The 19,500-nt window shown below is 41.0% G+C and carries 13 protein-coding genes and 1 riboswitch; of the genes, 8 read left to right on the top strand and 5 right to left on the bottom strand.

Features of this window, described 5'->3' with window-relative positions; all coding sequences use genetic code 11:
• Window positions 1-91 precede the first annotated feature (91 nt).
• Window positions 92-1,645, bottom strand: a complete 1,554-nt coding sequence (locus LP316_RS01665) for a sensor histidine kinase (protein WP_193022372.1) — start codon at window positions 1,643-1,645, stop codon at window positions 92-94.
• 142 nt (window positions 1,646-1,787) lie between these two features.
• Window positions 1,788-2,816: a class I SAM-dependent methyltransferase gene (locus LP316_RS01660; RefSeq protein WP_193022371.1), complete on the bottom strand. Its 1,029-nt coding sequence runs from the start codon at window positions 2,814-2,816 to the stop codon at window positions 1,788-1,790.
• 262 nt (window positions 2,817-3,078) lie between these two features.
• Window positions 3,079-3,251, top strand: a riboswitch (Lysine riboswitch).
• 128 nt (window positions 3,252-3,379) lie between these two features.
• On the opposite strand from LP316_RS01660, the gene LP316_RS01655 reads away from it, so the two are divergent.
• The 4 genes from LP316_RS01655 to LP316_RS01640 all read left to right on the top strand — a co-directional run bounded on the left by LP316_RS01655 (window position 3,380) and on the right by LP316_RS01640 (window position 9,306).
• Window positions 3,380-4,129 (top strand): 2,3,4,5-tetrahydropyridine-2,6-dicarboxylate N-succinyltransferase, encoded by a 750-nt coding sequence (locus LP316_RS01655; protein ID WP_193022370.1) that lies wholly within the window; start codon window positions 3,380-3,382, stop codon window positions 4,127-4,129.
• Window positions 4,130-4,133: 4 nt separating this feature from the next.
• Complete coding sequence (locus LP316_RS01650) at window positions 4,134-5,366, top strand: PLP-dependent decarboxylase (protein WP_193022369.1); 1,233 nt, start codon at window positions 4,134-4,136, stop codon at window positions 5,364-5,366.
• A 4-nt stretch (window positions 5,367-5,370) separates the two neighbouring features.
• Window positions 5,371-6,486, top strand: a complete 1,116-nt coding sequence (locus tag LP316_RS01645) for a succinylglutamate desuccinylase/aspartoacylase family protein (protein WP_193022368.1) — start codon at window positions 5,371-5,373, stop codon at window positions 6,484-6,486.
• 456 nt (window positions 6,487-6,942) lie between these two features.
• Window positions 6,943-9,306 carry a TonB-dependent receptor gene (locus LP316_RS01640; RefSeq protein ID WP_226960781.1) on the top strand — a complete coding sequence of 788 codons (2,364 nt, stop codon included), beginning with the start codon at window positions 6,943-6,945 and terminating at the stop codon, window positions 9,304-9,306.
• Window positions 9,307-9,369: 63 nt separating this feature from the next.
• Here the strand turns inward: LP316_RS01640 and LP316_RS01635 are convergent, their stop codons facing one another.
• On the bottom strand, window positions 9,370-10,203 hold the full coding sequence (locus LP316_RS01635) for a S1 RNA-binding domain-containing protein (RefSeq protein ID WP_193022367.1): 834 nt from the start codon (window positions 10,201-10,203) through the stop codon (window positions 9,370-9,372).
• Window positions 10,204-10,283: 80 nt separating this feature from the next.
• Window positions 10,284-10,736 carry a TerB family tellurite resistance protein gene (locus tag LP316_RS01630; protein ID WP_193022366.1) on the bottom strand — a complete coding sequence of 151 codons (453 nt, stop codon included), beginning with the start codon at window positions 10,734-10,736 and terminating at the stop codon, window positions 10,284-10,286.
• Between the two features lie 354 nt (window positions 10,737-11,090).
• Between LP316_RS01630 and LP316_RS01625 the strand changes: the two genes are divergently transcribed.
• The gene (locus LP316_RS01625) at window positions 11,091-12,275 is read left to right on the top strand and encodes an efflux RND transporter periplasmic adaptor subunit (protein WP_193022365.1); all 1,185 of its coding nucleotides are present in this window, start codon (window positions 11,091-11,093) and stop codon (window positions 12,273-12,275) included.
• A gap of 3 nt (window positions 12,276-12,278) precedes the next feature.
• On the top strand, window positions 12,279-15,446 hold the full coding sequence (locus LP316_RS01620) for an efflux RND transporter permease subunit (RefSeq protein ID WP_193022364.1): 3,168 nt from the start codon (window positions 12,279-12,281) through the stop codon (window positions 15,444-15,446).
• An 81-nt stretch (window positions 15,447-15,527) separates the two neighbouring features.
• On the opposite strand, the gene LP316_RS01615 is transcribed toward LP316_RS01620, so the two are convergent.
• A complete protein-coding gene (locus LP316_RS01615) occupies window positions 15,528-16,367 on the bottom strand; it encodes an isopenicillin N synthase family oxygenase (protein WP_193022363.1) in 840 nt (279 codons plus the stop codon).
• Between the two features lie 161 nt (window positions 16,368-16,528).
• Here LP316_RS01615 and LP316_RS01610 point away from each other — a divergent pair, with 161 nt between their 5' ends.
• Together LP316_RS01610 and LP316_RS01605 are read left to right on the top strand one after the other, a co-directional pair.
• Entirely contained in the window at window positions 16,529-16,786 is a 258-nt protein-coding gene (locus LP316_RS01610; RefSeq protein ID WP_193022362.1) for a hypothetical protein, read from the top strand.
• A gap of 136 nt (window positions 16,787-16,922) precedes the next feature.
• Complete coding sequence (locus LP316_RS01605) at window positions 16,923-19,487, top strand: EAL domain-containing protein (protein WP_226960780.1); 2,565 nt, start codon at window positions 16,923-16,925, stop codon at window positions 19,485-19,487.
• The last annotated feature ends 13 nt before the right edge of the window (window positions 19,488-19,500 follow it).

Below are 19,500 nucleotides of genomic sequence, written 5' to 3'. Positions count from 1 at the left end.
GTTTGTTTATGTAATCTTTTGAATTCAATTGTAAATAATAGGAAAAATTTAACGACAGTATTTAGCGTGCTATTAACTATTGGTCGCTATTCTATTCGGTTTTTGTTAATAATTCGATAGGGAAGTCAATAATAAATGTTGCACCTTTTTCTTGGGTCGTGTCGAGTTGAATGGTTCCTTTAAGTGCCTGTGTAACAAGATTGTAAACCAAATGCATACCCAAACCAGAGCCCCCTTCACCTCGTTTAGTGGTTGAAAATGGTTCAAATATTTTATCTTGCATTTCTGGCTTTACGCCATTGCCGTCGTCGCTATAGGTAATGGTTAAACGGTCATCGCTTGCTCGGACAATTATCGTGATTTGGCCGTTATCGATGTTTTCAAAGCCATGAATAAAACTATTAATGATCAAGTTGATGAGGACCTGGGTAATCGGGCTTGGCTTACTTCTGATCATCAAGTTTTCGTCACAGGTAACAGCTAATTGATATTGATAGTTCTTGATTTTTGGCGTCAGTGTTAGAAAGACATCGTCGATTAATTGCTTCATGTTAAAATCGCGCTCATCTTCAACACTTTGGTCTACTGCGACTTGTTTGAAACTTGAAATCAAGTTAGCTGCTCTGTCTAAGTTGCGAATGATGATTTGTAAATTTTCTTCACTTTCTTCGATGTATTTATCTAGCTGACTTGGCTTTAAGGTTTTATTCTTAAATTCAGCCTTCAAGCCTTCTAGCTTGTCGATCATTAAGGTTGAAGCCGTTACACCTAATCCGATCGGGGTGTTTACCTCATGAGCAACCCCTGCAACTAAATCGCCGAGCGAGGCCATTTTCTCATTTTCAACCAGTTGCTCTTGATATTGGTGAAGCTGTTCTAAGGTAGAGAGTAGTTCGCTGTTCGACTCTTTTAGCGCATCGGTTCGGCTGACCACTTTGTTTTCTAATTCTTGGTTTTGCTCTTTTAGTTGTTTGGCGTTACCAATGTGTTTTTTAATCAGTTTATCGGTGCGCTCATATAATAAATTGAGGTTGTTAGTCAGTATTTGTGCTTCGGCAAATGGTTGTGTGGGGCATTTTTGGCTGTAATCTTTTTTCTGAGTAACGTCGATTATCGAGTCTGAAATTACTGATAACGGGCGGCGAATTTTTTTCAATAATAAAAAGCCGACAATGAGGCTGGTAACAACTGATAAAAAAACTAACACAGCCAGCATCAACATGATATTGCGGTTTGTGATTGTTACATCGCTAATATTGCCATGGAGATAGACGTAGCCAAGCAAGTTTTCATTTAAATAAATAGGTTTGGCGTATTCAATCGTGTCGCCTTGAAATGTCGTTTTGGTGAGTTTTTTGATTTCTTCTAAATTCACTTTGAAAGTAGGCGCGTCTTTAAATTTTTTGTAACGGCTGAATATGGTGTCAGTATTCGTTTGAGCGTTTACTTTGAAAATGAATATCTGATCAACAGTTGCAAGGCTATCCAGTCGCTTTAAGTCTTGAGTGAGTTCTTCCCCTTGATTAGCGACTAAAAAGTCTACACTGCGCTCGCCAATGATATTGGCGATAGACTCAAAAGATTTGGCAAGTTGGAATTTGTGATGATTGATATACCAATAACTCGCAAAAGCTAGTGTGCTCATGAGTAAAACGAAGACGAGGCCAGTGGTAGACCAAAAAATCTGTCGCGAGATTGAAATATTATTTTTCGTCATTTGTCACTATTCGTTTTTATATATCCAACCTATTAAACTTATACGATCGTTTGATATTTATCATGTTTTTTTAACGAATTGCGTGATAAACCGTAAAACCATTGGCCTTAACCGCTTGTTCAACGCTAATAAATTTACTGGCGATGATCGGTTGGTACTTTAGAAAGCTGTTAGCGACTATGGTTAAGGAGCCTTTGACTTTGATGTGCTTGGCTATTTCACTCAAGAAACGCTCGGTTGCTTGGTAATGGGTTTTCAGCCCTTGATGAAATGGTGGATTTGAAATGACAGCATCAAATAAATCAGTGATATTTGACATGCTATCAGTGGCAATAAACTTCCCTTTTAGTTGATTGGCAGCAAAAGTCTGTTTGGCAGAGGCTAAGGCTAGTGCACTTACATCAGCTAGCGCAAGTGTACTTGATGGGTAACTCGATGCTATATAAGCGCCGATAACACCAGCACCGCAGCCAAAATCTAAGACTTTTTTCCCGGTGTAATCCGGCAAGTACTCGAGTAATAGTTTAGTGCCAACATCGAGACGCTCTTGGCTAAAAACCCCTGGTAGCGCATATATTTGGATAGTTTTACCTTTGATATCAAGCGGATATTGAACAAACCATTCGTCAACATCAAATGGCTTGGCCTGCGCTTTGTAGCAACCACTAAATAATAAGCAGTGACGGGCTGCATCATCTTTCTGACAGCCGTGAAGGTAGTTTTTAGCGAGCTTCTCTACCGATTTTACGCCCGAGTTTTTCTCGCCAACAAAATAAATTATCGTATTTTGGTCGGTGACCTCATTTAGCATGGCGAGTGTGTAACCAAGCTCAGCTTTACTTTTCGGGAACGCGATAATAATCAGGTCGTGGATCTCATTAGCTTGGTAGTAATGAGAAAATTGACACGGGTGTTGTTTGGCTTGATGGGCTAGATATTCGCCGTAATGGCTGTTGAAAAAACTCAATTGAGCATGTGGATATTCACGCTTGTATTCATCAATAAAAGCATCTGCCGGAAGATTGATAAATAGCGGCTTAGTCGCTTTGAGTAACGAGAGGTTCTTGAGTAATAGTTGACTGGTATTCGCAACAGACATGATTATCCGCACATCGGCAATAGTGACAAAGCACTATTATGCCATAGTCACTTAAATATTGGCTAACGCGAAGTCAGAAATATGTGTTATCAAGACCTGTGGTTGCAGACGGGTGGAAGCTTGGTAGCGCATTCGCGGTTAGTCTCACGTTGGTCGAGGCTGATTGAACAAGCTATAGCTTGCCAAAGCGAGGTTAAACGTGCTTAAATACCGCGTCTTTTGTTCGCTAGGCTAGCATAACGCATATTAGCCTAGTGAAAACAAAGTCAGAAGAGGAGCATTAACCAGGTAGCTACTTCGAGGAGATCAAACTCCAACGACGGGTAGTGAGGGGGATTAATGCCGAGACGACCTGCTATTTGATGAGCATGTTGTCGGTTGTTTAGGTTGAATCCTGACAATTGTCACCGTATCTGGTGGAGAGCTTCTGGTTTATGTCATATCTTCAGGGGCTATATCGCACCTGTCATATCACATGCCTTGAGCTTTAATTTGCAGTAAGTTCAAGGCGGCTTAAAACCTTCTTGTTTTGCTGTATCAGTTTTTAAACATAAGGTTATCCAATGAATTGGCAAGAAACGCTATCACAATTAGAACAAGGCACTGTGCGTGCCGCATATCAAGATGAACAAGGTCAATGGCATGCTAATACGCAAGTTAAGCAAGCTATATTAGAAGTCTTTAAAGCGGGCGAAAACACAAGTTTTTCATCACCTTACCAAGGTTTTGTCGATAAGCACAATTTACCTACCCAAGCTTTTACGCCCGAACGAGGTGTCAGAATGGTGCCGGGTGGTAGTTCAGTTAGGGCGGGGGCATACGTTGCCAGTGGCGTGATTATTATGCCTCCTGCTTATATTAATATTGGTGCATTTGTCGATTCTGGCACTATGGTTGATAGTCACGCACTTGTTGGCTCGTGTGCACAAATTGGTAAAAACGTGCATTTGAGTGCCGCAGTTCAAATCGGTGGTGTCCTTGAGCCAATTGGCGCTAACCCAGTGATCATTGAAGATAACGCGTTTTTAGGGGCCGGTGTCGTGGTTGTTGAAGGACGTGTTGTTAAGCAAGGTGCGGTATTAGCGCCAGGCGTAAACCTAACCGCCTCTATGCCAGTATATGATTGTGTTCATGAATATCAGCTTGAGCGCGGCGCACCTATTCCTGAAAATGCGATTGTTGTCCAAGGTTCTCGACCGGTATCAAGTGCATGGGGACAAGCGCAAGGCTTACAAATGAGTTGTGCTTTGATTGTTAAGTATCGCGATGAGCAAAGTGATGCAGCACTAGAGCTTGAATCTCTGTTGAGGTAAGACGATGAATCAAGTGAGCCAGTTACCCCATATTATTGCCCCAGAATTTATTCGAGCGATTGAAGATCATCACAACCATTTTTCGAGTGAACACGGTTATTTTATCTATCACCTCGATAAGCTCAGGCTGCACTTAGCAAACTTGCAGCAACAAGATGTTGTCAAATTGTGGTTTGCGGTAAAAGCAAACCCATTATCTAGGGTGATTCAAACGATTGCTCAACAAGGGTTTTGTTTTGATGTGGCAAGTGACGGCGAGCTTGAGCAAGTGTTAGCGCAAGGGGTTAGTGCGAAAAATATTTTAAATACTGGGCCAGCTAAATCTAAACGCCAGTTGCAGCGATTTATCGATAAAGGGGTAAATACTTTTGTCGTCGAAAGCATCAATCAATTAGCCTGGCTTAATGAGCTTGCACAGGACAATAAAATTACTCCAACAGTCTTGCTGAGGGTCCAATTACAGTGGCCAGAAGGTGAGAAAAACCCGTTAGGTGGTAATGAGCTAACCCCTTTTGGTCTAAACCTTGAACAATGGCAAACGATCAAGCTTAGTGATTTTCCTGCACTTAACATTTGTGGCATCCATATTTTCCAATGGGGCAATATGCTCAGTAATGCCAAAATGTTTAGTTTGTGGTCACAAATGATTGAACCTTTGGTTGGTTTAGCTGAGGATTTGGGCTTCGAACTCGAGATTCTCGATTTAGGTGGCGGTTTGGGCATTGATTACCTGCAAACCGGCCAAGCAATTGATTGGTCAATGGCGATGCGAGATCTAGCTGAAATCAAAGCCAAAGCGCAGGTAAAAGAAATTTGGCTAGAGCTCGGTCGTTATGCCGTTGCTCAAGCTGGTTACTACGTCGCACCAATCGTTGATAAAAAGCTCAATGCTGGTGAGCAGCAATTAATCCTTGCCGGTGGTATCAACCATTTATTGCGTCCTGCGATCACTAGTCAGCCGTTTCCTGCGCGAATGTTGCGAACGTCCAATCAAGTAAGTGAAAACTATCACGTGCATGGTCCGTTGTGTACGAGTATGGATAAGCTGGGCATATTTGCCTTGCCAAATGACGTAGCGGTTGGCGATGCATTGCTCTTCGGTTTATGTGGTGCTTACGGTTTTACCGAAAGTATGCCGTTCTTTTTATGCCATGACATAGCCGCTGAATATGTCTTTGAAAATTTAACATTTGAATTAGTTCGCGAGCCGCAGTCGCCAACTTGGTATTTGAGGTAAATTAATGACAACAATCAATAAAACAGTACTTTCAATGGGTGAAATGGCCTCTGGTGCAAAATTGACTGTGCCTGTTTATAGCATTAAGGGGCGAGGTGAGGGACCAAGTGTTTATATTCAGGCGAATATGCACGGCGCCGAAGTACAAGGTAATGCTGTTATTTATCAATTATTAGAGCTATTAAAAACGTTGCCGGTTTTAGGTGATATTACTCTAGTTCCATATGCCAACCCAGTAGGTGCAAATCACAAAAATGGGGAGTACACGTTAGGGCGTTTTGATCCAATAACCGGCGTTAACTGGAATCGGATGTATCATTACAACCAAGCGCAAATTACTGACTTTGTTGATCACTTAACAAATCAACCACAAGCTGAGATCGATCAACAATTTCAACAGTTATTGGTTGGTAATATTGAACAAAAACTCGAACACAACCAATACGGTTTAACAACCGGTCAGCGCATTGCCTATCAACTGCAAAAAATGGCTCATCAAGCCGATCTCGTACTTGATTTGCACACCGGGCCCATCTCATCTAAGCATTTGTATTGTCCTGAATACGCTAAAGCAAGTGCTAGTTATTTTGACATTGAGCATACGATTTTAATTCCAGATGGCTTTGATGGTGCTATGGATGAAGCTACTTTTTGCCCTTGGTGGTCGTTGTCGAAACAGCTTGCAACTAAAGGCATAGCTTATCAACTTGAACGAGAGAGCTTTACCGTTGAGCTTGGTTCACAAGAGCTGATCGATTTAGATGTCGCAGAGCAAGATGCACGCAGTATTTTGAGTTACTTGCAGTACAAAAAAGTTATTGATACGAGCGAGTTTGTGCCATCGAATATCACGCGTTATGGTTGTTATTTGAAAGATTACAAAGCGTTTTACTCACCAATGGGCGGGATGGTCGACTATTTAGCTGATTTTGGTCAGGTGCTTAGGGCAGGCCAACCACTTGCACGCATATTGCGAATGGATAATTACGGCGACGGTGATGCACTGCATTATATCAGTCTAGATCACGATGTGATTCCTATTTTACATTTCGCGTCAGCGAGCGTTAATCAAGGTACAGAGTTGTATAAAGTGTTCAGCAAGTATTTTGAATTAGTGTAAAGGTTGTTGTAACAAATTGTGAAGCGAGTATTTTCTAATGGTAACTTTTGATATATTATCACGCTGTTAGTTAGTCCCATTTTTAAAGTAGGTTTATGCGCTCTCATCTAGCTCATACAAATACTCGTCAACCGAAAAATGTATACAGCATACTCTTGTGTGTTGTTTTCGCGTTGCTGTGGGCTAATGTTACTCACAGCATGCATCTTAGCAAGATCGACGGTCCACTCGTTGAGATAGACTGTAATGTTTGTCATGTTTATGGCGATGTTCCCGAAAAATCACTACAAATACCTAGCGTAAGTTTTGCTGCTGCTTATCGAGTAACGCCGTATCTATTCATCGAAACCTTTGCGCAGCAGTTTTATCTGCACGCCCCGCTAAGAGCTCCACCCATAAAATAAAAAGACCAATCATCAACGCGTTTTTTTAATTTTATTTTATAGGAGAAGGGCTATGCGCTCTGTATTTTCTTCGTGCCCACAGTGGTCACGCTCAGTACTATCAGCTGCAATTTTATCAACATTAGCAATGCCGACATTGGCAAACACAATTTCTGGCAAAGTTGTTGATAACAAAGGTAAACCTGTGGCAGATGCCACGATCAAGCTCAACAAATCTACCGTTGTTGTCTCTGATCAATCAGGTGTGTTTACATTTGATGCAGTAAAGCTTGGTCAATCTGAAATCCATGTATCAGCAGATTCATATAGTCACGTGACACAAAAAGTTACCGTTGGTGAGCAAGGTATTACCGATTTAAATGTGACATTATCACCTTCTGTAATGGAGGTTATCGATGTGTATGCCACACCACTACACGGTTCAACAATTGAATCTGCCTTACCTATCAATGTCTTAGCTGGTGATGAGTTAGCATTGAAGCAGGCCGCGACATTAGGTGAAACACTTAAACACGAAGTGGGTATTCATTCGACTTACTTCGGCCCTAATTCTAGTAGTCCAATTATTCGCGGGTTAGACGGCCCTCGTGTGTTAATTACCCAAAATGGTCTCGACGTTGGCGATGTGTCGCGTGTTGGTCCAGATCATGTTGTCTCTACCGAAACAGCAACAGCGACACAGGTAGAAGTATTGCGAGGCCCTGCTACTTTATTCTATGGTAGTGGTGCTATCGGTGGTGTGGTAAACGTTGTTGATACCCGTGTACCAACCTCAACCGATACGCAATTTGATTATCGCTATGCCTATAACAGTGTGTCTGATGGTAATGAAGGGTCATTTAACTTCAATACTGGCACAGGCAACTTTGCATTCCACGCCGATGGTTATATTCGCGATACTGATGATTACGAGATTCCAACCGAAGAGGGCGTACTTGAAGGCAGTTCTTCAAAAGCCGATGGCTTTACTATTGGCTCTAGTTATTTATTAGATAATGGTTTTGTTGGTTTTTCTTACGGTAAAATGAACAATACCTATGGTATTCCTGGTCATGGTCATGGCGATGATGATCACGATGATCACAGCGATGATCACGATGACGATCATGATGATGGTCACGACGAACACGAAGAAGAATCTGTTTTTGCTGATATGAAGCAAACGCGTTTTCAAGTATTGTCTGAGTTGACTTTTGATGAAAGCTTTATTAATCGCATGGCAGCAAAGTTTGCCTACACCGACTATCAACACGTTGAGATAGAAGATGGTGAAGTAGGAACTACCTTCAAAAACGAAGCTTATGAAGCACGTGTTGATCTTCATCACCATGAAATTAATGGCTTTAAGGGGGCATGGACCCTACATTACAAATCATCAGACTTTGAAGCGATTGGTGAAGAGGCGTTTACCGCCCCGTCAAAGACGACTTCATTAGCATTGGCTTGGCTAGAAGAAAAGCATTTGCGCGATGATGTCTTACTACAATTAGGTGCCCGTGTTGAAAGTGTTGATATTAAATCGACGGATTTATCTGATATTCCAAACTTCGATTTTACACCGTTAAGCGCATCTGTTGGCTTCGTTTGGGATTATCAGCAAGGCTATAATTTGGGTTTATCGATGTCGCTCTCACAACGTGCACCATCAGCGGGTGAGTTGTATGCAAACGGTCCTCATATCGGGACAAGTACTTATGAAGTGGGCGCAATTTACGATGTTGAAATGCACGGCGATCATGTTGATATTGAGCTAAATGGTGTTAAGCCTAAAGTTGAAACAGCCAAAAATATCGATCTGACATGGCGTAAATTTGAAGGCGACTTCGGCTTTGTTATTTCAGGCTTTTACAACCAAATAGATAACTATTATTACTTAGAAAATACTGGCTTATATGCTGATGGTGGCCATGATCATCACGAAGAAGGAGCTATTCAAGATGAAGAGCATGGTGAAGGGTTACCGATTTATGCATATCGCCAAGCTGATGTCACGTTGAAGGGATTTGAGTCGGAGTTTATTTATAAAGTAAATGACGCGTTAAAAACAAGCGTATTTGCCGATTATATCCACGCGACATTTGACGATAACGTTCAAGGTAAATACTTACCTCGTATTCCACCAATGCGGACAGGTTTAGTGTTTGATTATCAACAAGACCGATTCGACAGCCGACTGTCGATAACACGCTATTTTGATCAAGATAATGTTGGTGAATTTGAGACGACAACAAGCGGTTACACGTTAGTTGATCTTAATGTAAATTACTATCTCGAAGGTTATGGTAATGATTTAGTGCTGTTTGCCAAAGGTGAAAACTTACTCGATGAAGAAGCGCGAGTTCACTCGTCATTCTTGAAAGAAGTTGCACCACTGCCTGGTCGTAACTTTGTATTAGGTGTTCGCGGTAGTTTCTAGCTAGAGACCCCTAAATATAACAAAGGCGCCAATTTGGCGCCTTTTTACTGTTTTTAGTCAAAACTACGATTTTAACCGAATGCCATTTGGCTCAATAGTTATTTTTCCTTGTTTTAACAAATGACCTACGGTGGCCTTGAAAGCTTTTTTACTTACGCCAAATGTCTTTTGAATTAACGCTGGCGAACTCTTATCGTGGATATCACAAAAGCCATCGTGTTCAATTAAATATGCTAATAACTGCTGTTGAAAATCGATAACCTTACCTTTACCGGCACGAGACAAGGCGAGATCAATACGACCATCATCTCTGACTTGTTTAATATAACCTGTTAATTTTTGCCCCGTGCGCAATGGTTTGAAAATATCACTGTGGAAAATTAACCCCCAGTGTTGGTGATTGATTATTGCTTTAAAGCCTAGATCGGTTTTGCCAGCAATAATTAAATCGACTTGCTCACCACTTTGATATTCGGCCGGCCATATGTCGAGAAACTTATCGAGTTTACTTGAAGCGACAATTCGCTCAGTGCGCTCATCATTAAAGACGCGAACTAAATAATTTTTACCTACTTCCATCGGACGCTGTTGATTGTTAAACGGCACTAACAGATCTTTTGGCAGCCCCCAATCTAGAAAGGCGCCAATTTTATTCGTCTGGACAACTTTTAAACTAGCAAATTCACCACTTTGAGCTTTTGGCTTTTGGGTTGTAGCAACAAGCCTATCTTGTGAATCAGCGTAAATAAAGACATCGAGCGTATCACCGATGGCACAATCTTTTGGTACATAACGATTGGGTAGCAGGATCTCTCCTTTGTCGTCACCATTTAAAATAGCGCCGTGGGCGATTAAGTCGATGACCTCTAGTTGATTAAATGTGCCAATCTGTGCCATATAAAAAGCTCTGCTTTAGTAAAAAGCGTATTTTACCTCAAAATAAGGCTACTCGTTGAATTATTTAACCTCAGCTCAGTTTATTTGGTGGTTAATGCGTTGGTTTTTGCACTGATGTATTCGTGGTGGCGCAAATGCAATAAGTCAGCGATCTTACGAATGATATGGTGTTCGATACTGGCGACTTCTCCGTCAGCATAGGCGAGCTGCCAAAGTAATTCTACGATGTGAATTTTTTGATTGATGTCACACTGTTTATTAATTTTAGAAGTGAAGAAGTAGAGATCATTGGCTTCGTCACTGTGGCTTAATGCTTGGCACATCACGTCATCAACTTGTTCAATATTCAAGTGAAAATGTTGCTGAAGCATTTGTTTAATCGCTTGCTCTTCTGTGGTATCAACTTGATGGTCTGCGCGCATCACTTCACACAGTAATACTGCGCATGCGAGCTCTAATGATATCGATGTTGTCTCGGTATCTTGTGCTACCGTATTGAGTTGTTCAAAAAACGATTTGATTTTAGCTAGCATAGGTATTTCTCTTATTACTACTCGCCTTTATCTATAACCTGTTTTTGACCATTCGACTAGTTTTTGTTTTTCTCAATAAATAATTCTTATCACTAACTATTGGTAAAAATAACCAACATAAAATTTTACGAAAAATACCAGTCAGATTGTTTTGCACGTCACTTACCTTCCAGGTTGGTAAATAAGTTTTTGATATTTATAGGTTTAAATTTTTTTTAACCGTGCTTTAAACTTTTTGGTCAATTCGGCATACCTATTGTAATAGTTGTTTACATATTATTGACACTTGGTTACGAAGATTAACGTAAACTGGTAACCATAAGTCACTATCGTTTGGAAATTGAGGAATTCATCGTGACACGGAAAAAACAAATCATAGTACCCATTGTTGTGCTCTTGACGGGCATCGGGCTATTCGGCGCTTTTGCTAGTATGAAGAAGCCACCGGAAGAAAAACCTAAAGTAGACAACACGCCAATCGTTTCTGTAACACCAATCAACGTTGAACCTAAGCAGCTCAGCGTAGACTCTTATGGTGTCGTCATGCCTAAATATGAAACCGAACTCGTTGCTCAAGTTTCTGGACAAATTGTTGAGTTATCTGATGTCTTTGTGAAAGGTGGCTTTGTTCGCAAAGATCAGGTCCTTGCAAAAATTGACGCCAGTGATTACCAAGCAGCCTTAATTGAAGCAGATGCTAATTTAGCCAATGCTAAAGCAGCATTGGAGCAAGAAGTCGCTCAAGGTAAGGTTGCTGAACAAGAATGGAAGCGTATTACCGACACCATGCCAACTGAACTAAGCTTGCGTAAACCGCAATTAGCCAAGGAGTTAGCGCGAGTAAAAGCAGCACAAGCTAGCGTACTCAGAGCACAACGCAATTTAGAGCGCACAGAAATAAAAGCACCATACGATGCGATGATCGAAAGCCGTGAAATTGGCTTAGGGGCTTATGTTTCGACGGGCCGCAAGATAGGTAAATTACTCGGTACCGATATTGCTGAAGTGCGTTTACCTGTTGCTGACAGCCAACTAGAGTTTTTAATTGACGGCGGTGAACAAGCAAAGGTCATTTTATCAGGTAATTACGCGGGTAAAAAACGTACTTGGCAAGCAACAATTGCTCGTAGTGAAGGCGTTATTGATGCCAACTCTCGCATGAGTTATTTAGTCGCTCAAATTAAAGATCCCTATGGTTTAGCACACAATGATAAGCCGATTCGGTTTGGCGCTTATGTAACAGCAGATATTTTAGGTATGGAAGTCGCCGCCGCTACCGCAATTCCTCGTTATTTAGTGGTTGATAACAAAGTCGCTATTTTGGATGCCGAAATGAAGTTGCGATATGTACCGGTTGATATTGTTCGACAAGAAGGTCCAGATGTCATTATCTCCGGTGGCTTGCATCAAGGCGATCAGTTAATTACCTCTGCTCTTGATTACCCGGTTGATGGTATGCAGCTTGCGCTTCCTAAGCACTTACTTGATGAAGAAAGTGAGTCTGCAGGTGATACCCAAATTGCGAGTATCAAGGAGTAAACCATGGATCCGACTAAAAAAGGCTTAATCGCATGGTTTGCCCGCAATAGTGTCGCGGCAAACTTATTAATGGTATTTATCTTGATTGGCGGTTTACTCACTGCCAATACCATTAGCAAACAAATGTTTCCTCAATTTAAGATTAACTGGCTTCAATTTAATGCGGTATATCCTGGTGCTGCACCACAAGAAGTTGAAGAAGGTATTACGATAAAAATTGAAGAGGCACTCGAAACAGTGCAAGGTTTGGAGCGAGTAATTACTTACTCAAACCGCAATTTTTCAAGTGGTTACTTCCGTGTCGACGACAATTACGACCCACAAATTGTATTGGAAGAAGTAAAATCTCAAATCGATTCAATCTCTTCGTTTCCAGATGGTATGGAGCGTCCAACGGTTGAACGAATTAAGTATCGTCAAGAAGTTATGTGGTTGAGTTTGTATGGTGATTTATCACCACGCGAATTAAAAGTCTTGGGTAAAAAAATTCACGATGAAATTCAACAATTACCACTGATCAATGTGTCGGAGTTTTATTCAGGACTAGGTTATGAAATCTCGATTGAGGTCAGCAAAGATAAACTACGTGAATATAATTTAACCTTCCCAGACGTTGCCCGTGCTGTTCGAGGCTACTCACGCAATATGTCTGCAGGGCAAATTCGCAGTGCTAATGGTTATATTAGCCTGCGCGTTGAAAACCAAGCGTATCGCGGCCATGAGTTTGAGCAAATCCCACTCATTACCCTGCAAGACGGCACTAAGGTGCTACTGGGTGAAGTGGCTAAGGTAAATGATGGCTTCCAAGAGGGGTTACACTACCAAAAATTCAACGGTAAAAACGCGGTTACTTTCTTTATTGGTGCAGCTGAAGATCAAGATATAACAGCGGTTGCTAATGTCATTAAAAAGTTTGTTGAAGAGAAACAAAAAGTCTTACCTGAAGGCGTCAGTATTGAACCATGGGTAGACCTTACCTACTACCTTGAAGGTCGTCTTAACATGATGTTAGACAACATGAAAAGTGGCGCGGTATTGGTTTTCTTGATGCTTGCTTTGTTCTTGCGTATTCGCTTGGCGTTTTGGGTCATGATGGGCTTGCCTGTATGTTTCTTGGGTACGCTACTGGTTATGCCGCTTGAGTTTGTCAATGTGACCATTAACATCACCAGTTTGTTCGCCTTTATCTTGGTGTTAGGTATTGTTGTTGATGACGCGATCGTTATGGGTGAGAGTGCTCACGCAGAAATTGAAGAATCTGGGCACAGTGCTGAAAGTGTTATTCGTGGTGTTCAACGCGTTGCTATGCCGGCTACCTTCGGTGTGTTAACGACAATTGCCGCTTTTGTGCCGTTGGTCTTAGGTGATGGTCCTGGCTCTGCTTGGAGCCAGTCTATTGGCTTTGTTGTTATTTTCTGTTTGTTGTTTTCATTAGTAGAATCAAAACTTATTCTACCGGCTCACTTAATTTCCATGAAAGTTAAGCCGTTCAACCCGAAAAACCCGTTAGATAGAGCGCGCCAGGCCGTTGATAACGGCATGAAACACGTGATTGAAAATGTTTACCGCCCATCGCTTAAAGTATTTTTAAAGTACCGTTATGGCGTAATGATGTTCTTTATTAGTATCTTAATTATCGCTGCGGGATTGTTTGAAGGTGGGATTGTTCGCTTTATTGGTCAGCCTAAGGTGCCTCATGACTTTCCTCGAGTGGAAATTCAAATGAACACCGATACGTCTGAGCAGGCAACACTAGATACGTTATTAACGATTGAACGTACGTTATATCAAGTAGATGCAGACATTAAAGCCGAATATGGCCAAAGCATGATTTCTGATATGGATGTTAGTTTGAGAAGTCGTACGCGCGGTAGAATTATGGTTAAGTTAGTTGAACCTGAATTACGTCCGCTAAATACCTTTGAATTAGCTGATAAATGGCGCAATGCGATCCCGACTTTACCCGGTGTTAAAGAATTTAGAATTGATGATAATTTGTTTGGTGGTGATCGTGAAGATGGCGACATTGGCTTTAGACTGGAAAGTCAAAACGACGCGCAATTACTTGCTGCTGCTAAAGAGTTAAAAGCTAAGTTAAATAGCCTAAAAGGTGTTGGTGATGTTAACGATAGCCGCCAAACCAGTGCTAAAGAAGTACAGTTCACCTTAAAACCTTTAGCATACTCAATGGGGTTAACGTTGTCTGATATCGCATCGCAAGTTAGCTATAGCTTTTACGGGCTTGAAGCTCAACGTATCTTACGCGATAGTGAAGAAGTTAAAGTGATGATCCGTTACCCGCTAGCACAACGCAGTGCGGTTGGCCATGTTGAAGACGTAATGATCCAAGCGCCGAACGGTGCAGAGCTGCCGCTGTCACAACTTGCTGATATCGTGTTAACGGACGGTGTTACCAGTATTCGTCGTGAAAACGGTAATCGCACGATTAATGTTTGGGCTAAGGTTGATGCTGAACAGGTTGAGCCATACAAAGTAGCTCAGGATATTCGCGAAAACTTTGTACCAGAATTATTGCGCAAGTATCCACTCGTAAAAAGCGAAGTCTCTGGTCGTATTCAGGAAGAGATGGAAGGCCAAGCAAAACAATTACGTGACTTTGTTTTGTCCTTACTGGTTATTTTTACCTTGTTGGCAATCCCATTGAAATCATATTCGCAACCATTAATGATTATGACGGTGATCCCATTTGGTATTGTTGGCGCGATGATTGGTCATATGATTTTGGGCTTAGATCTAAACGTATTATCAATGTTCGGCATTATAGCGGCAGCAGGTGTTGTTATTAATGACTCGCTAGTTATGGTGGACTACGTCAATAAGACTAGAGCACAAGGCACGTCACTTTATGACGCTGTTGTTTGGTCTGGTTGTAAGCGTTTTCGCGCAATTATGCTAACCTCGTTCACAACGTTTATTGGCTTGGTGCCAATTATGTTGGAAACAAGTATGCAAGCTAAGATGGTGATTCCTATGGCTGTATCACTTGGTTTCGGTGTGTTGTTTGCGACTGTTGTGACATTAGTGATGATCCCATCACTTTATCTTATCATTGAAGATATTAAAAACTTGATTAACCGTCGGAAGAAAAAAGAACAGGTCAAAGATGTTTCGATGGAATCACCGCAGATAGCCACTAAAACTATCTCATAGCAAAGTTCTTAAAGTAAAAACGGAGCGAACGCTCCGTTTTTTTATATCAAAAATTCAAGTTTATGCTTGAGTTATTCCAAGTTACTTAACACCTAACTCTTTTAAGCGCTCAAGCAAGTAACTTGCTTGGGTATGACGCTCCGATAATTTAACCTCACTGCGCGGATGTAAAAACAATGGCAATGAAATACGTGATTTATCACTAGCCTTGCCTGTTGGGTTAATTACGCGGTGGCTCGTTGACGGAAAGTAACCTTGTGATGCCTCTTGCAACATGTCACCAATGTTAATAATTAAATTACCAAAGTCTGATGGCACATCCATCCAACTTCCATCTTGGCGTTGAACTTGTAAACCCGGCTCATTAGCTGCCGGTAGAATGGTCAATAAATTGATGTCTTCATGAGCCGCTGCACGAATAGCACCTGGCTCCTCATCCCCTTGCAGTGGTGGATAATGCAATACGCGCAATAATGTGTTTGGTGTATCTTTGATCATATTAGATAACTTTTCGCTGTAGTGTGCAGAAACATCAGCGGGGCTATGGGCTTCAACCCAATCGAGTAATTCTGCGGCTAGATCAGAGGCAGTTTTATAGTAATTAAGAATTTCTTCTGCTAGTTGGCTTGGAATTCTGCCCCATGGGTACACGTGGTAGTACTCCTTGATATCTTTTTTAGTGTGACCTTTCGCTGTTTCAGACACCTCTGATGAAAAGAAACCATCTTGCTTTTCAGGATCAAACGCAAAGTCGTGTTTTTCTTCAGAACAGAAAAATGCATACCAATTTTTATAAATGGACTCGACCATTTCTTTTTTAATGGGATGGTTGATCAGTACGCCAAAACCAGTTTCTCTTAAGCTTTTAACGAATTTTTGCGGTGCATCTTCCGCGAGATAATCGACAACTTGTACTTGCATATGCTTTTATCCTCAGGGGTAACATGGATATTTTAACGGCAACTATAGTGAATACTATAGAAATTACAAATTTTTTTAACCAAATGGTCATCTTTTTATTTTCACTACACATTTACACTTTAATATGAGATCGTTAATAAAAATTAACTTTAAGGATAAGTATGAATCGTATTATCGCTTTATGTTTAACAACAGCATTTTTAGCGGGATGTAGCACAACACCAGAGCGCTGTGAAGATCCACAGGAAGTCGAAAAGCAAGTACAACAGTGTAATTTACTGCGTAAACAAATGCAGGAAGCAAAAGGTCAGCCGATGCGCTTGCAAGAGCTTGAACGCCGTTTTCAAACAGATTGTGTTGAGTCGCGTTATTATCGAGATAACTACGAAGATAAGGTGTGTAAAAAGGCTGAAAAATAGCGTTTACACAAAGGTGTTAACACGTTAATTATTGTTTGTTAATACCGCGTTACATGATGTAACGAGCGGTAGATATTTACGATAAAAAAGTCCATTATGTGCTAACTTTAAAGTACTACATTTTCATTTTGGTTGTATGGCTAAGCCTCAAATTAATCAACAGTCGGCGCAAAACTGCGTAGCACTTCAGCAAGAACTTGATGCCCTCAAAAAAGAGTATCAATACTTGGCTGATCGTCATGATGCGTTGTTTAAACTCAACTCCTTGTTGAGTGAATGTAAAGACATTCAAGATTTTTATTTTCAAGTTCACAAAGTTGTTGCCTCTATGATGGTGGCACATAACTTTTATATCGTGTTGTACGACCAAACATTCGAAGAAATAGAGTTTGTCTATCACGTAGATGAATATGACACGGCACCTGAAGGTAAAATACCTTTTGAGCAGTTTAATGGCTCGCTGACTAATTATGTTATCAGGTCGGGTAAGTCACTGTTAGCAACACCGGAATTACTCGCCCAATTAACTGAGCAGGGCTTGATTTCGCATTTAGGCTCGGATAGTGTCGATTGGCTTGGCGTCCCATTAATTGATGATGGCTATGTTGTTGGGGTTATTGCAGTCCAAAGCTATTCGGAAAGCATGCGTTACCAAAACGATGATCTTGAAATGCTCAGTTTTGCTGCGCAACATATCGTTTCAGCGCTAACCCATGTTCAAGATACCGACAGGCTACATCAAGCAGTATCAGCTCGAACACGTGAATTAATGGAGCAAATACGCGAACGAGAAAAGTCTGAACTTCTACAAGAGTCGCTCTTTCGCATATCAGAGCTTGCTTCAGAGGGAACGTTAGATCTCGATCACTTCTACTCTCAAGTTCACAATATAGTGGGTCAGTTAATCAATGCGTCTAACTTCTTTGTCGCTAAATATCAAAAAGAAAGTGACACCTTAAACTTTCTCTATTTTGTCGATCAGTTATCGGAAAATAATGCCCAAGACTTTCAACCGCGTAAGATGTCAAATCACTATACTGAATTAGTGATTCGAACAGGTAAGGAAGTGTTATTAGACCGAGAAAAAATGCTAACGCTCTATGCTGAAGGTGTTATTTCTAAGCCACAAGATAACTCAACTTCATGGCTCGGTGTACCACTTAAGATTGATGACCAAATTATTGGTGCCATGGTTATTCAAAGTTATCAAGCCGATGTGCTTTATAGTGAATCAGACGCTGAGCTACTTAACTTTGTTGCACAGCATGTCGCCAATGCCATCAAGCGCCGTGAATCAATGGATTATGAAAGACGCACCCATGAACTACTCGAAGAGCAAGTTAAAATTCGTACCCACGCGCTTGAGGAAGAGATCAAGCAAAGGAAGCAGATGGAGTCATTGCTCAAACACTCTGCTGCCCACGACGCATTAACCGGTCTGCCAAATCGCACTGTCTTTATTGATCTGGTTGACCATGCAATCGCTTGCCAAAAACGTCGCGAAGACATGCAGTTCGCCGTACTGTTTTTAGACTTAGACAGATTTAAAGTGGTCAATGATAGTTTAGGGCATCACGCAGGTGATTTACTGTTAAAGATTATTGCTAAAGAGCTTAAATATATTATCCGAGAAAAAGACACCGTAGCGCGTTTAGGTGGTGATGAGTTTGTTATTTTAATCGAAGATTTAGAGAGTCATGACGAAGCCTATGAAATAGCCCAGCGAATTACAGAAATGCTTGAAAGGCCATTTGAAATCGAAAAGCAACCCGTATTTATCGGCGCTAGTATTGGTGTTTTATTTAGTGATGACCGTTATGCCAGTGCAGATATCATGTTACGTGATGCCGATACAGCGATGTATCATGCTAAGGACAAGGGCAAGGGCCGTTTTGAGGTGTTTGATGCATCAATGCATCAAAAAGTTCAGAATGCCTTAACACTTGAAGCTGATATGCGTGAGGCAATTGAGCTTTCTGAATTTGTGCCTTACTTCCAACCTATTGTAAATCTAGATAACGAAGAGATTGTTGGCTTTGAAGCGCTTGCAAGGTGGCAAAGTGCTAAACGAGGATTTGTTTTTCCCAATGAGTTTATTTCTCTGGCAGAAGAAACAGGGTTAATCATGCAAATTGATTTGCAGATCTTAGAAAAGAGTTGCAAGGCGTTAAAAAATTGGCAGATGGAGCATGGAATTTGCGATGTGTATGTCAGCTGTAACTTATTTTGTAATCACTTTTTCAATCCGACCCTGCCAGATGAAATATTGAAAATTACCCAAGCTAATCAAATTGAGCCTCAGCAGATTCGCTTGGAAATAACTGAACGCGCTTTATTAGAAAATAACAATGTTGTTTTAGCGAATATGAATGAGCTTCAACGCTTAGGTTTCAAGATATTACTCGATGATTTCGGTACCGGTTATTCAAGTTTGAGTTATTTGCACCGCTTTCCAATTGATGTACTAAAAATAGATCGTTCATTTATCAATAATGTGCAAGAACACGAAAATAACCGTGCAATTATTAAAACCATCATTGATTTAGCGACCAATTTACAAATGGCTACTGTTGGCGAAGGGATAGAACATGAAAGGGATGCAAAATTACTTCAACGAATGGAATGTAATTATGGCCAAGGATATTATTTTGCTAAGCCAATGTCTGTCGAACAAGTACCCAAGGTAATGAATTTTAATTAACTAGGAATATCAG

Source organism: Thalassotalea sp. LPB0316, from assembly GCF_014898095.1.
Classification (GTDB): Bacteria; Pseudomonadota; Gammaproteobacteria; order Enterobacterales; family Alteromonadaceae; genus Thalassotalea_G.
The sequence above is the reverse complement of the archived record's forward strand: the minus strand, read 5'-3'. Positions and strand labels throughout refer to the sequence as shown.